We start from the raw sequence: 14140 nt of genomic DNA on the forward strand, positions 1-14140 counted from the left end.
GCGCCTGTGGGCGCCCAAGGACTGTCCATGTCAGCCAATCGCCCCGCCCGCTACCTCAGCGAAACCGATCTCAAGCGTTATGTACCGGTGCACGTGGTCTGGGAAATCACCCTCGCCTGCGACCTCAAGTGCCTGCATTGCGGCTCGCGCGCCGGCCACCGACGCCCCGATGAATTGAACACCCAGGAATGCCTGGAGGTGATCGACGCCCTCGCCGCCCTCGGCACCCGGGAAATTACCCTGATCGGCGGCGAAGCCTACCTGCGCAAGGACTGGACCCGCCTGATCCAGGCCATCCACGACCACGGCATCTACTGCGCGATCCAGACCGGCGGGCGCAACCTCACCCCGGCGAAGATGCAGGCCGCGGTGGACGCCGGGCTCAACGGCGTGGGGGTGTCGCTGGACGGCCTGGCGCCCTTGCATGACGCCGTGCGCAATGTTCCCGGCTCCTTCGACAAGGCCGTGGACACCCTGCGCCGGGCCAAGCAGGCCGGGCTTGCGGTCAGCGTCAACACGCAGATCGGCGCGGCCACCCTGCCCGACCTCGAGGAGCTGATGAACCTGATCATCGAACTGGGCGCCAGCCACTGGCAGATCCAGCTGACGGTGGCCATGGGCAACGCGGTGGATCACCCGGAACTGCTGCTGCAACCCTATCGACTGCTGGAGGTCATGCCGTTGCTGGCCCGCCTCTACCGCGAAGGCCTGGAACGCGGGCTGCTGATGAACATCGGCAACAACATCGGTTATTACGGCCCTTACGAACACATGTGGCGCGGCTTCGGCGACGAGCGCGTGCACTGGAGCGGCTGCGCCGCCGGGCAGACGGTGCTGGCCCTGGAGGCCGACGGCACGGTGAAGGGTTGCCCGTCGCTGGCGACGGTGGGGTTCTCCGGCGGCAATGTGCGCGACATGAGCCTGCACGACATCTGGCACTACAGCGAAGGCATGCATTTCGGCCGCCTGCGCTCGGTGGACGACCTCTGGGGGTATTGCCGCACCTGCTACTACAACGACGTGTGCCGCGGCGGCTGCACCTGGACCTCGCACTCGCTGCTGGGCAAGCCCGGCAACAACCCGTACTGCCACTACCGCGCCCTGGACCTGCAGAAAAAAGGCCTGCGCGAACGCATCGTGAAACTCGAGGACGCCGCCAAGGCCTCGTTCGCGGTCGGCCGTTTCGACCTGATCACCGAACGCATCGACACCGGCGAAACCATCAGCAGCGTCAGCGACAGCGGCCAGGTGATCAAGCTGGCGTGGATCAACCAGGGGCAGAAATCCCCCGAGGAAGGACGCCTGCCCACCCAGCTCGCGCTGTGCCGCAGTTGCCTGCAGTACATCCATGCCCACGAAGTCATCTGCCCGCACTGCTCGGCCGACGTGGCCAGCGCCCAGGCCGACTACCAGGCCGACCGGGCCCGGCAACAGGCGATCATGGACCGCCTGACGAGCCTGCTGGGCATGCCCCAGAGCCGGCTGATGTAGCGCCACTCGGGACCCGTCGCCGCTCTAGCGGCGGGTCCGCCGGGGCTTGTATCAATGGCGATAACCCGCGCCGGGTCCATGAGAAAACCGTCTAAAGACAAGCCCACTGCCACGCCGGTTTGCGGCTTTGCTAGGAGGGTCGTAATCCATCTGGTTGCAGGCGTGGGCACGCTTATCCGGCATGTCCGCCGCCTCTTCGTCCACCCGGGAGTCCAGCATGAAAATCAATCCCTACCTGATCTTCAACGGCGATTGCGCCGCCGCTTTCAAGTTCTACGCCCAGAGCCTGCAAGGCACCCTGGAAATGATGATGACCTTCGGCGAAAGCCCCATCCGCGACCATGTTCCCGCCGCCTGCCACGACCTGATCATGCACACCCGCCTGGTGGTGGGCGACCAGGCCATCATGGGTTCGGACAGCACCCCCGACCGGCCTTACGCGGGTATCCACGGCTGCTCGATCTCGCTGAATGTCGACAGCATCGCCGAGGCCGAACGGGTGTTCGCCGCGCTGGCGGACCAGGGCACGGTCCTGATGCCCCTGGAGGCCACCTTTTGGGCGGCACGCTTCGGCATGTTGATGGACCGCTTCGGCGCTTCGTGGATGGTCAACTGCGAAAAGGATCAGTGACCGACGCCCGCCCTTGACCCAGCGGTGCCCCGCAGCCCCGCGGCGCCTCAGGCCTGGCGCGTTTGCAGGACTGCCAGGCGCTGGCGGATGCCTTCGCTGGCCATCGGCCCGGCCTGGACCGTGCACTGCTCCAGCGGCACCGGGCGGCCATCGGCGACGTCCGCCATCATCGGCCGCACCGGCCGCCCCGTGGCGCGCTCGACAATCTGCACGCTTTCCCCTTCCGGCGCGTAATGGCGATTGCCCCAGGCGACAAAGGCCATCAGCACCACCCGGAAATCCTCGCCCCGGGCGGTCGGCACATATTGGTAGCGCAGCGGCCGCTGGCTGTAGGGCTCGCGCTCCAGCAACCCGGCCTCGACCAGGGAATTCAAGCGCCGGGTGAGCATGTTGGGGGCGATCTCCAGGCTGCGGGAAAACTCCTCGAAACGCCGCAGGCCATGCAGGGCGTCGCGCATGATCAGGATGCTCCACCACTCGCCCACCCGCTCCAGGCTGCGGGCGATCGGGCATTCTTCGTGAAGGAGGGTCTTGCGTTGCATGGCGGTTCCTCGGCTTGCGCTGTTGCGTACTTGTCGTTCGGGCATGTTACTTTCATGATGATAGTGACGTCCATAGAGCGAATTACCCCCACACGAGTTGAAGGAGCTGAAAGGTCATGAACAAACGCATTGTCGTCACCGGCATGGGCGCACTGACCCCGCTGGGCTGCGGCGTCGAGCAGATCTGGCAACGCCTGCTGGCCGGGCAGTCGGGCATCCGCCGGCTGCCGGAAGCGCTGGTCGGCGACCTGCCGATCAGCATCGGCGGCCAGGTTCCCGACCGCCTCGAGGACCCGCAGGCCGGCTTCGATCCGGACGCGCTGCTGGCGCCCAAGGAGCAGCGCAAGATGGACCGCTTCATCCTCTTCGCCCTGGCCGCCGCGCAAGAAGCCCTGGCCCAGGCCGGCTGGGCGCCGCGGACCGCCGAGGAGCAGGAGCGTACCGCCACCATCATCGCCTCGGGCGTGGGCGGCTTCCCGGCCATCGCCGAGGCGGTGCGCACCACCGACAGCAAGGGGCCGCGCCGGCTTTCGCCATTCACCATTCCGTCCTTTCTCAGCAATATGGCCGCCGGCCATGTGTCGATCCAGCACGGTCTCAAGGGGCCGCTGGGGGCGCCGGTCACCGCCTGCGCCGCGGGCGTGCAGGCCATCGGTGACGCCGCGCGGATGATTCGGGCCGGGGAAATCGACGTCGCCGTCTGCGGTGGCACGGAGGCCACGATTCACCGGGTCAGCCTCGCCGGCTTCGCCGCCGCGCGCGCCCTGTCCAGCGATTTCAACGACACCCCGGAACGCGCTTCGCGGCCCTTCGACCAGGCCCGCGACGGTTTCGTGATGGGCGAAGGCGCCGGCCTGCTGGTCATCGAGGAGCTGGAACACGCCCTGGCCCGGGGCGCCACGCCGATCGCCGAACTGGTGGGCTACGGCACCAGCGCCGATGCCTATCACATGACCGCCGGCCCCGAAGACGGCGACGGCGCCCGCCGGGCCATGCAGCAGGCGTTGCGCCAGGCCGGCGTCGATCCGTCCCAGGTGCAGCACCTGAATGCCCACGCCACCTCCACTCCGGTGGGCGACAAAGGCGAGCTGGCGGCGATCAAGCGCGTGTTCGGCAGTGACAGCAAACTGGCCATCGCCTCGACCAAGTCGGCCACCGGCCACCTGCTGGGCGCCGCTGGCGGCATCGAAGCGATCTTCACCGTCCTGGCGCTGCGCGACCAGATCGCCCCCGCCACCCTCAACCTGGAAACCCCCGATGCCAGCGCAGAGGGTCTCAACCTGATTCGTGGCCAGGCACAACCCTTGGCGATGGAATATGCCTTGTCCAATGGCTTCGGCTTTGGCGGGGTGAATGCCAGCGTGCTGTTCCGCCGCTGGGGGTAAGGCGGGGTTGTCATGCCCGGGCGAGTCGAGGCGAGCGCGGCCCCGCCTTGCCTTTGTCCCGGGCTCTTTTTTACCCGCCCGCCCAAGGCCCTGACGCAACTGAATAACGCCCTGGGCACCGCTAACCGAATCGAAATAACGCCGGAATCCATAGCGGACAGATCGGGCTTTTCCCAGGACGATCGTGCCAACTTTTTCTGACGCTACCCACACCCTCCGCCTGAATCGGTAGCTTGAGCGCAGATTTCGGAGCGCGTATTAACCAGGCCCTGGAATCCGAGCGAAGAAGAACAAGAAGACTTCAGCTCTTGTTTTTTTTTCATGACTTTTCAGTTTGTGAGGGAAAACGAACCATGGCGATTTTCGACTACAAAGGCCAAGACGGCCGCGTCCTGATTTCAGATGCCTGGAACCTGGCCACCTATACCAGCGGCGTAGCGACGGTAGGCGCGCTCTACCATTTGCCCGGGGCGGTCCTGGGCGAAGGCAACACCTTTGTCCTGCCCAAGGGCTGGCGCGAGATCAGCGCCAGCGACCTGGGCATCGACGGCAGCCACCTCGACCTGACAGGCAGCTTCAAGGGCGAAAACGTATCCGGCTCCCAGGCCAAGGTATTTGGCCAATACGACGAGAGCGGCAAGCTGGTCAAAATGGGCTTTTCGATTGCCGGCACCAACTCGCCGATGGACTTGCTGGGATACCCGGCCATGATCGACAACTCCTATATCCACGGCTATGACTACCTGCTCGACTCGATCAAGAACTACGCCACCGGCCATAACCTGACGGGCAAGGATGTGCTGGTCACCGGCTACAGCCAGGGCGGCTCCGTGACCAACAGCATGTACCTGGGCAGGGAAAACCTGGCCGGCGGCTTTTTCAAGGATTCGGACTACTTCGGCATGGCATCGCCCAAGGCCAGCAACAGCGATGGCATCTTCAACTTCGGCTTTGAAAACGACATCGTGCACCGGCTCATCGGCGAGCAGACCGACCTGAGCGGCGCCATTCTCGCAGCCCTCAAAGGCAGTGATGCCAGCTACACCTCGACCACCGACAACATTGTGCTATTCGACACGGTCTACTCCCTGCCCACCTGGCCCAACGGCCCCTTCTCCGTGGTCAATCCCAACGGCTGGGTGGCGCACCTGGAAGGCATCTTCATCAACCCTATCCAGCGCATCGGCCAATCGACCTTCTACGACTACATCGAGCGCGACAGCACCATCGTCATCAGCAACCTCGACCCGGTCAGCCGCGGCTTTACCTGGGTCAGCGACAAATACTCCCCCACCTCCAACCACTTCGGCACTCCGGCCTTTCTCCTCGGCACGGACAGCGCGGACAAGCTGCAGGACGGCAGGAACGACGACTTCCTCGACGGATTTGCCGGCAACGACAGCTTCAAGCTCAGCACCGGCACCGACATCGTCGCCGGCGGCGTGGGCGACGACAAAGTCTTCCTGCAGGGGACGGTCACCAGCTACGAAGCCGTGCGCCTGAGCGATGGCAGCCTGTTTCTCAACGACACCACCGGACGTTATGGCCTCAAGGAACTGCATGACGTCGAGCATGTCGAGTTCGAAAGCCTCCTGGGCCAGACCTTGACCCCGGCCTTTACCGTGACCAGCAGCAAGCTCGATTTCGAAGGCCTGTTCGGCTCGGACAAGAGCTACGCCAAAGCCACCGAAGGCACGCAACAGGCAGACACCCTGAAAGGCACCGCCGCCCGCGACCTGATCTTCGGCCAGGGCGGCAACGACCTGATTGACGGGGGCGCCGGCAACGATCTGCTGCACGGCGGAGACGGCAATGACGTCCTGCTCGGCGGCGCTGGCAACGACGCACTCTACGGCGGCGCGCACAACGATATCCTGGTGGGCGGCCAGGGCAACGACACCCTCAGTGGTGGCGTCGGCAGCGATCTGTTCGTCTTCGACCAGGGCGGCTTCGGCCATGACCGGATCACCGACTTCAACGTTCACCAGAACGGATTCGATCAGTTGGTGTTTTCCAAATCCCTGTTCGCCTCCGCGGCTGCCGTCATCAGCGCCACCAGCCAACAAGGCAGCGACAGCCTGATCGTCGCGGGCGACAGCAGCATCACCCTGGTCGGGTTCAACGCCGCGCAGCTGAGCGCGGACATGATCAGCCTGGTCTGATGTTCGATGGCAACACCCTCCTCCAAGGGTGTTGCTCCAGCAGGAAACAAAAAGGGCCCACCTTACGGTGGGCCCTTCCTGATCATCCATTCTTCTGTCTCTCTTCAACCCACGCCAACTACTTAGTTTGATTTTAGAATAAGCGCTATTCACTTTAATAATGTTGGCTTTCATGACAACGGCGCTGTTTTTCATCTACCCGCAACAAAGCCACGGCGTCGCAGCGCCCGCCTCGAAGTAAAGCCACCTGCGTCCTGCCGAAGCCTCGACATGACACCGCCCCCCTCAGGGGGCCTGGTGCGTTTTACTGGCAACCGCGATCACTCGGTGCTGTGCGTTCAGACAAAAATCCCAGCGCGCATAGGCGCATCGGACAGGGTCGCCCCCTGCGCCGTCAACGAGTTGAACAAGGCATGGCCCTGAAGCAACTTGCCGTACCAGGCGTTCAAGGTCTCGACATCCGCCTGCCCTTCACCTGCCTCGACCCACAACACCAGATCGCCCGCGACGTCAGCCGTCAGCCGCACGGGGGCGAGCGGCGAGAACGGGCTGTTGACTTGCAACAACTGCAGCACCACGCCTTGAAGCAGGGTCTTGGGCAACGCGCCCAGGCGCAAGGCGATCAACCAGCCGTCCGGCATCCGCTCCAGCAGCAGTTCCGGCCCCTCGCCAATGCGCAGGCGACAGGTGTGCTGATCCTCGGATGGCAACGCCAGGTCCCATTGGTCCAGCCAGCTCTTCAACGTCATGGGGCTTACTCCGCGATTCGCCAGGCCTTGGCCATCTCGATGGTGGTGGAGCTCAGCGGCTTGCTCCAGGGTTTGTTACGGGCGCCATAGTTGTCGGCAAGGTCGTCCAGCGCCTGATTGATCTGGGCCGGGGTGGTGGCACGCATCAGGCTGTGCTCGACGCGACGCAGCAATGCCAGGTTGGAGTCCGGCTGCCCGACCCGGTAGAGGGACGGCAGAATCACTTCCTTGCGGATGTTGTCGGCGATCACCGCCACATCACGCTTGCGCATCTCGTCGAGCGCCGCCTTCAACACCGGCGACTCCACGGGCGTGCTGCGCAGGGCGCCCAGCAAGCGTTGATGATCGACGTTATCCGTGTTGTTCAGCGTGTTGGTCAGCCATGCCTGACGGTCCGGGGTCGATGCCAGAGCATCCAGGCGCGCGAAGGCCGAATTCATGTCGCCCGTCAGCTTCATCTCGTCGGCCGAAACGATGGCCACCGTCAGCTCGGACAACGCCTCGGCCGCCGCTCGCCGAAACTGCACCACGTCCGCCGTGCGAACCGGGTCCTGCGCCGCGACGCCGGCCAGCATTTCGTCGTCCAGCGCCAGCAGCGCGCCTTCCATCGTGGCAAACGTGTGGGCCTCGCGGGCCTGCAAACGGTTGTCGAGGTGGTTGCCGACTTCATCCTGCAACAGCGATTGCAGCTCGTTCTTGACGTTATCGGGCATGGTGAAATTCAGGGTTCCGCTGAGCATGCCACTGTAATCGCCCGACTCGGTCTTGAGCGGCACCACCACCGTCTGGTCTTCGAACGCGGCAAGCCCCCGTTCCTGCAAGGCCGCTTGCGCTCCCAACGGCGCCCCCACGACCCATTCCTTCAAGTTCAAGGAGCCTTTGCCGGGACCCTGCTCGGCGACCGCCTCCTCGGGAAACTTGAGAATGAGGTTGTCGGCCTGACGCAACGGGCTGCTCGCGAACTGCCGATTGATCATCTCCGGTACCGGGACGTTGAGCATGACGCCGCCATCCTGGAAGAACGTACGCTCGCCCTGTTCCTGGAACGGATGGCTAGTTTCCCCCATCTGCTTGAACACAATCGGGAACGAGCCGGAGATGTGTGCGGCGCGGGCGATGTCCATGTCGGGAGTCAGTTCGCTATTGAACACGACCAACTGCGGACGCCCTTCAAACATTGCCGTGGCGGTGATGTTCAGTTCCTTGATCTGCGGGATCTGCTTGCTGAGCACAGCCAGGTCGCCGAAGGTCACCACGCCGCCCTTCTCCAGTTTTTGCGAAATGGCGCTGACGGCGGGTTGCCGGGCGACCTCGGGATGCGCCGCGATCTGGTTCAGCACAGACTTGCTGGACTCCGTGCGCAGGACTTTCTCCAACGGCGCGGCTTCGGAGCCCAGGCGAGGAAGGATGTTGTAGAGCAAGCGAATGATGCTGCCGACCACCCCCAGCTTGCCCCCGGTCATCAGGGTTCCGGTGGCGGAAACCGCATGCTGGATTTTCTTCTGGAAGCTGTTGCCGCTGTCGAGCAGGGAAATCAGGTCCATGCCGTCCGACAGATTCTTGAACGAACTGGCGTTCATGCCGGACGACAACAATGCAGCAGTGATGGCCCCGGCAGAAGAGCCGGAAATGCTCTTGATACCTTCCAGAGCCCCCTTGTTTTCAAGCGCCGAAATCGCCCCCGGATACGCCGCGCCTTTGGCTCCCCCGCCACTGAGGACCAGGCTGGTCAGGGGTGGCCGGCTCAGCTGCACCTCGGTGACGCCGTTCTCGAAACTGCGCAGCGTGACGTGCCGCTGTCCCGCGCCTTCGGCGATCAGTTGCGACGCGCCTTCAGGCTGCGGTTTCACCAGGCTCGCACGGCCGATATCCGGCAGTTGCGCGCTGACCGCGACGCCGATCGTGCTCTTGAGCGCCGCCGTCAGGCCTTGCCCCACAGGGTCCGTGGACAACGTAGCCTTGGCCGGTTGTTGATCCTTTGGTGGTGTGACTTCCTGCGGCTGGCTGGCACCTGCAAGCGGGTTGACTGACGACTGAATGTGCATAAAAGGCTCCTGTAGAACGTAGGTTCTTTCCTGGAGCAAATACTAAGTGAATGGTTTTTTTGCTTTTTCCAATATCGGGCGCATTTTTATCAATTTAGAACTTCACGCAATCACTCCTCGATCGGGCCGCCAATCGATGACGCAGAAGCTCGGCCGCCCTGCATCCAGGTTTGCTTCAAGGCCGCTTCCAGGGCAGCCAACTGGCCGTCGACACTCGCATCGATGATGCCGATCTCGGTCTCCAGGATGCTGCCGCCCTGGTCCAGCCGCGCGTCGGCGATGACCTCGACATAGCCCACCTCCGGGAAGTCCTTGAGCACCCGGGAAATCTGCTCGCGCACCTCAGGCACCTGATCCGGATGCACATGCAGGATCACCTGCTTCTGGTTGCTGACCAACGACAGCGCCTGTTGCGTCACCTGTAACGTCAGCTCGATGTTGTCGTAGTCCTGGAGAATTTTGCGCACCGCTTGCAGCACCACGTCGCCCATCTGCCGCTCGACCTCGCGGTAGTAGTGATGACACTGCAACAGCGTCTCCTGAATCAGCGTGGCCTGACACTTGCGCGCTTCTTCGACACCGGCCTGCCAGCCCAGCGCCTTCTGTTGCTCGTAGACGTCGTGGGCCGCCTGCTCGATGTCCTCGGCACGCTTGCGGGCGACTTCGACCAGTTCGCCCGCCGTCAGGTAGTCCTGATAGTCGGCACTGCGCAGCAGGACCTGATCCGGCGCCAGTCGGACTTCAGAGGCTTTTATTTCAATAAATGGAAGCATTGCGGGCTCACTTGTCGGGCGATTTTCAGGCACAACGCCTGGGCCAACGGGCGCTGGCTGCGGCTCACCGTCCACTGCATCGCAGGCTCGGATAACCGGGATTCGGAATGCGTCAGGCGCAAGGTGAGGCGGCGGGCAAATCCTGGCTGCACGTCACCGCAGGCCAGCAGCCAGAACGCCAGTGCGCGCTGGCGAAAGCAATCACCGAGCTCGCCTTCAGGCAACGGTTGCTGCCAGCCGTCCGGCCAGGGGCCGATGCTCAGTTCCAGTTGCTCCAGGCAGTAACGATGCCCGGCCTCGCCAATCGCGGCGTGAACCCGTCGCAGGCTGGTTGCGTCCAGCACCTGGCGAATGGCGTGGCCATGCAGCAGCGCGCCCAGATAACCGAGTGTCTTCTCCAGCGCGGCCTGCTCAAAGAACGCCAGGCCACCGAGTGTCGGCGGCAACTCATACTCGATGTCCAGCTGGCACTCAGCCAACAGCCAGGCATTGATCCTGCTGTGTCGACGCCAATGGCCGAGCGTGTCGGCCAGCCTCGTCAACGCAGGCGGAACGTGCGTGAGGTGGATGTAACGGGCCGGGCAAAACCTCAATTGGTAGGGCGTCAGCAACAGCGTCATCACGAAAACCTGCCGCGCTGCCACAAGTACTGGCCGAGGTTGCTGACCAACAGCAGCGCGATCAGCAACCCGAACAACCCCAGCAACCGACCGCGGGACTCCTCTGTCACCTGAATCGAGAACACCGTGTCATAACGCGGGGCGAGCGGGACCTGCCGGACATCGGCCGAAGGCACCAGCACCACGCTGATACGGTCGTAACTCAGGCCTTCGATGCCGTTATTCACCAGTTGCTTGATTTGCGGAATGTAAGCGTCGAGCTGGATGTCCGCCGCGTGCTTGATGAACACCGACGCCGAGGCCGGCGAAGACTTCTTGCCCAGACCGTCGCGCTCTTCGGGCAGCACCACATGAACCCGGGCCACCAATACGCCGTCGATTTCCGACAGGGTCCGGGAGATTTCCTGAGCCTTCGCGTAATTGAGCCTGGCTCGCTCCTCGACCGGCGAAGAGATCAACCCCTCTTTGGGGAACACATCCTTGAGCGTGGAAAAGCTCTCGCGCGGATACCCCTTGCGCTTGAGCGCATCGATGGCCTCGGCGATATCGGACTCCTCGACCAGTAATTTGATCTTGCCGTCCTTGTCGGGTTGCTTCATCGCCCAGATCCCTTCCGTGCGCAGCAACGCGAGCATTTCGTTGCCTTCTTTCTGGCTGATGCCGGCATAGAGTTCGACCTTGCAACCGGCGAGCAGCAATACGGTCAACACCATCAGGATTCGATTGAGTCTCTTCACGCAACACCTTATTGGGTTTTCATCAGCGTTTCGACGTTCTGACTCATGCGCCCGACCGTCTTGGCTATCAGCTCCTCCTGCATGCTGATGCGCATCAACGACCACTGCATCTGCATCAGGCTGCTGGGGTCATCGCCGGGGGTCGAGAGCTCGACCTCAAGGTCATGCTTGGCCTGGGAAAAACGTTCTTTGATTTGTCCGATTTCATTGAGCAGGTTGCCGCCCAGGCTCTCGGCGCCCTTGCCCATCGCTTGCTCGAAATCGGCGATTTGCCCGGCACTGGCCTGGGGTGCCTTGAGCTCATCGAGACTGGTGACAGCGGCCTGACTTATCTGATTAACGTCCATCACGACTCCAGGTCGGGTGAGTGGGTGAAGCGCATCAAGTTTTCGATCATTGCGTTCGTGGGAATCAGGATCTGCAACTCGCGGCGCACGAGGGTCGCCAGGTAATCACTGCCCTCGACCCCCTTGATCTCGCCCAGCACGTTGAGCAATAGCGTTTCCTGCTGCTTGCCAAACGGCGCCTGCTCCTTGAGCAGGTCCTTGAGCGCCAGACGGTCCTGCTCGAGCCCCAGCTGTTGCTCCGGGAAACGCACCAGCAAACGGTCCGACAGGCCTTGCATCAACCAGTTGCGCAGCTCGTCACGACGCCCCTCAGCCGAGGCCGGCAGGTCCTGGCGATACCATTTCCAGACGGTTTCGCGCTGTTGCCGAGGGTCCATGCCCGCCAGCGCCGTCGTCAGGTCCGCACCTTGCAACCAGAGCTGCAAGGGGGCATCGGTGGGTGCCGATTTGGGCGACACCGGTGGGCTTTTCATCGCCGCCTCGAAGGCATGCGCCTGACCGGGCTCGACTGGCGCCCCGGGCCGTGCATCCGGCCCATGGTGTGGCGGCAGTTGCGAAAGCGACGAGTCGATCCGGTTCATGGTCCCTCCGGATCACGCATACCGAGGGCGAACTGCACCAGCCGAGGGTCGTCGCTCGCCGCCAGCTCGGCCAGGCGCCGGTCCAGTGCCGTACCCAACCCCAGCCGCCACTCACACAACGCCAGCCACGGCGCCAGTGCCGGCCAGGGCTGGCCTTCGCCCAGTGCCAGTGCCTGTTGATAGTGCCCCTGGTTCATCAGGCTGGAGAGACGGATCAGGCACGCGGCCTCCTCCTGCCCCTCGACCTGCTCCAGCCAGCTCGCAATCTGCTGGGCTTCTTCGTGGCAGTGATGGCCGCTACCGGCCAGGGCTAGTTCTGCCATCAGCCCTTTCAATGAACTGTCCATCATCAGATTTTCTGCAGGATGCCCTGCATCAGGTCTCTCATCGAACGGGTGACAGTCGAGTTGATGTTGTAGATCACCGACCACTTGTTGAGCTTGTGCTGCAGTTCGGCCAACAGCGCCGGGTTGTCTGCGGAATCCTTGAGGGCGGCGATGGCATCGCCGACTTCCTTGTTGGCTTTGTTGGCCTGTTCCTTGAGGTTTTCCGCGACTTTGTCGAGGGTGTTGACGCTGCTGTCATTGGTAAAGATCGATGCCATCACGAAGCTCCCTTGAGGGTGTTGAGAATGCTGATGGCGGCCTCGACTGCCTGGGCTTCCATCTGCCATTGCCGGTATTGCTGCGGATCGCCGCCGCCCATCAAGCGGCGCTTGCTGCTGGCCTGGGCCTGTTCCAGTTGCGCGCGCACCTGCCGTTCAAAGTCCACGTCAGCGGCGCACAGACGCTCCTCCAAAGCCGTCATCATTGAGTGGCTCTCCCTTGAGATTGATGATGAATTGTTGTTTGCCGCGGCTGACGATCACGGCGTCGGCATTGATTGCCAGCACCCTCACGCCTTGCGGAGTCGACGCATCGACCGGGTATTTCTGACCGTCACCCAGCACCACATACGGCACTTTTCCGAAGGACACCGAACGCACCATGAACTCCAGCTCATCGGTGCTGCCGCGCTTGTTGCGGCTCACCAGATCCAGCGTCGGACGCGTGCCGAACTCCTGACGGAATTCGCGCTGTAACTTGTAGAACTCATTGAGCTGAGCCTCATCCAGTTGCCCGCGCAACTCGATGCGCTCGCCTTTGTCCTGGTAGGCCAGCGCCGCTTCGAGCCCGAAATCGGCGAGCATCCGGTCGAGCCGCTTGAGGTGCGAGCCCGCCAGCCGAACGCGATTCTCCACGCCCAGCAACCCCGGCACGTCGGCCTTGAGCAGGCTTTCGATCTGCAACCAGTGCTCGTCCTCCAGCGCCAGTTCGCCGGTCAGACGAATCCAGCCGGGCTGATCCCCATTGGCGGTGCGCACCTGGCGGTAACCGAATTTCTGCAGGATGAATTCCACCCCCTGACGAATCTCTTCCATGCTGCGAACGTCGAGCCGATAGGTCAGGCCGCTGTGCTCCAGGTACTGCTGTAACGCCAGCCGCGCGCGGTTGTCTTCCAGGTAACCGGTGAGCGGAACATTGCCGCTGCCCTGCCGCTCGCCGACCTGCACATGCTGAAACTGGCGTTCACGCAGAAAACCGCGCAAGGCCACGACCGGGTCCTCGCCGGTCATGCCGCCGCTGCCCGCCGACCACGGGGCGCCGAGCAAACCGACCACACCGACCAGCAACACCACGCTGACCCCAAGCATCAGTCGCCCGCCCCAATGGGCCCGGGGCACCACCGCGCGGCGCTCCTGAGGGCTGGCGGCCAGGGGCAATTGTTCGGAAAACTGTCGCTCCTGGGCACAATAGGCCCACAGCAACGGCCCGCAGGCCTGCCGGACCAGCGCCTGCAACGCGCTGCCGCCGGCCAACGGCTGGCCCTCCTGAAGCGGCTGATTACCCTCGGCCCACTCCAACAGGCGCACGCCTTGCGGGTCGACATCCAGCACCAGATGGACCGGCGCAATGCCCTCGTCGACCAACACCAGATCGGCTTGCAACGGGTCGGAACCGATCACCACCCGGCCTTCGGCCAGCGGCACTTCGACCCCTTGATTGAGGCCACTGTAAAAGCGGATTTTCCAGCTCAT

Annotated in this window: 16 protein-coding genes; 4 read left to right on the forward strand and 12 right to left on the reverse strand. The window is 63.3% G+C overall.

Annotated features, from left to right (window positions below; translation table 11 throughout):
* Positions 1-27 precede the first annotated feature (27 nt).
* Together ACQKQA_RS10225 and ACQKQA_RS10230 are read left to right on the forward strand one after the other, a co-directional pair.
* Positions 28-1491 (forward strand): GDL motif peptide-associated radical SAM/SPASM maturase, encoded by a 1464-nt coding sequence (locus ACQKQA_RS10225; RefSeq protein WP_427556334.1) that lies wholly within the window; start codon positions 28-30, stop codon positions 1489-1491.
* 217 nt (positions 1492-1708) lie between these two features.
* Entirely contained in the window at positions 1709-2122 is a 414-nt protein-coding gene (locus tag ACQKQA_RS10230) for a VOC family protein (protein ID WP_427556337.1), read from the forward strand.
* 47 nt (positions 2123-2169) lie between these two features.
* On the opposite strand, the gene ACQKQA_RS10235 is transcribed toward ACQKQA_RS10230, so the two are convergent.
* Complete coding sequence (locus ACQKQA_RS10235; protein ID WP_427556339.1) at positions 2170-2664, reverse strand: winged helix-turn-helix transcriptional regulator; 495 nt, start codon at positions 2662-2664, stop codon at positions 2170-2172.
* A 116-nt stretch (positions 2665-2780) separates the two neighbouring features.
* On the opposite strand from ACQKQA_RS10235, the gene fabF reads away from it, so the two are divergent.
* Both fabF and ACQKQA_RS10245 read left to right on the forward strand, forming a co-directional pair.
* A complete protein-coding gene (gene fabF, locus ACQKQA_RS10240) occupies positions 2781-4049 on the forward strand; it encodes a beta-ketoacyl-ACP synthase II (protein ID WP_427556342.1) in 1269 nt (422 codons plus the stop codon).
* A 353-nt stretch (positions 4050-4402) separates the two neighbouring features.
* The gene (locus tag ACQKQA_RS10245) at positions 4403-6211 is read left to right on the forward strand and encodes a calcium-binding protein (RefSeq protein WP_427556344.1); all 1809 of its coding nucleotides are present in this window, start codon (positions 4403-4405) and stop codon (positions 6209-6211) included.
* A 338-nt stretch (positions 6212-6549) separates the two neighbouring features.
* On the opposite strand, the gene ACQKQA_RS10250 is transcribed toward ACQKQA_RS10245, so the two are convergent.
* The 11 genes from ACQKQA_RS10250 to sctD all read right to left on the reverse strand — a co-directional run bounded on the left by ACQKQA_RS10250 (position 6550) and on the right by sctD (position 14140).
* The gene (locus ACQKQA_RS10250; protein ID WP_427556347.1) at positions 6550-6960 is read right to left on the reverse strand and encodes a CesT family type III secretion system chaperone; all 411 of its coding nucleotides are present in this window, start codon (positions 6958-6960) and stop codon (positions 6550-6552) included.
* A gap of 5 nt (positions 6961-6965) precedes the next feature.
* Entirely contained in the window at positions 6966-9005 is a 2040-nt protein-coding gene (locus ACQKQA_RS10255) for a patatin-like phospholipase family protein (RefSeq protein WP_427556350.1), read from the reverse strand.
* A 110-nt stretch (positions 9006-9115) separates the two neighbouring features.
* A complete protein-coding gene (locus ACQKQA_RS10260; protein WP_427556352.1) occupies positions 9116-9778 on the reverse strand; it encodes an HrpE/YscL family type III secretion apparatus protein in 663 nt (220 codons plus the stop codon).
* Positions 9757-10398: a Yop proteins translocation protein K gene (locus tag ACQKQA_RS10265; protein ID WP_427556355.1), complete on the reverse strand. Its 642-nt coding sequence runs from the start codon at positions 10396-10398 to the stop codon at positions 9757-9759. Before ACQKQA_RS10265 ends, ACQKQA_RS10260 begins: the two co-directional genes overlap by 22 nt.
* Positions 10398-11147 (reverse strand): type III secretion system inner membrane ring lipoprotein SctJ, encoded by a 750-nt coding sequence (gene sctJ, locus ACQKQA_RS10270; protein ID WP_427556557.1) that lies wholly within the window; start codon positions 11145-11147, stop codon positions 10398-10400. The genes ACQKQA_RS10265 and sctJ overlap by 1 nt, the downstream gene beginning before the upstream one ends.
* Positions 11144-11482 carry a type III secretion system inner rod subunit SctI gene (gene sctI, locus ACQKQA_RS10275; RefSeq protein ID WP_427556357.1) on the reverse strand — a complete coding sequence of 113 codons (339 nt, stop codon included), beginning with the start codon at positions 11480-11482 and terminating at the stop codon, positions 11144-11146. Before sctI ends, sctJ begins: the two co-directional genes overlap by 4 nt.
* Positions 11482-12063, reverse strand: coding sequence for a YopR family T3SS polymerization control protein (locus ACQKQA_RS10280; protein ID WP_427556360.1), 582 nt, complete (start codon positions 12061-12063; stop codon positions 11482-11484). Before ACQKQA_RS10280 ends, sctI begins: the two co-directional genes overlap by 1 nt.
* Complete coding sequence (locus ACQKQA_RS10285; protein WP_427556363.1) at positions 12060-12413, reverse strand: YscG family type III secretion system chaperone; 354 nt, start codon at positions 12411-12413, stop codon at positions 12060-12062. Before ACQKQA_RS10285 ends, ACQKQA_RS10280 begins: the two co-directional genes overlap by 4 nt.
* Positions 12413-12667, reverse strand: a complete 255-nt coding sequence (gene sctF, locus ACQKQA_RS10290; protein WP_427556366.1) for a type III secretion system needle filament subunit SctF — start codon at positions 12665-12667, stop codon at positions 12413-12415. Before sctF ends, ACQKQA_RS10285 begins: the two co-directional genes overlap by 1 nt.
* Positions 12667-12873 carry an EscE/YscE/SsaE family type III secretion system needle protein co-chaperone gene (locus ACQKQA_RS10295; protein WP_427556369.1) on the reverse strand — a complete coding sequence of 69 codons (207 nt, stop codon included), beginning with the start codon at positions 12871-12873 and terminating at the stop codon, positions 12667-12669. The genes sctF and ACQKQA_RS10295 overlap by 1 nt, the downstream gene beginning before the upstream one ends.
* Positions 12836-14140, reverse strand: coding sequence for a type III secretion system inner membrane ring subunit SctD (gene sctD / locus ACQKQA_RS10300; protein WP_427556372.1), 1305 nt, complete (start codon positions 14138-14140; stop codon positions 12836-12838). The genes ACQKQA_RS10295 and sctD overlap by 38 nt, the downstream gene beginning before the upstream one ends.

The sequence above is a fragment of the Pseudomonas sp. NPDC089530 genome, assembly GCF_050280705.1.
Lineage (GTDB): Bacteria > Pseudomonadota > Gammaproteobacteria > Pseudomonadales > Pseudomonadaceae > Aquipseudomonas.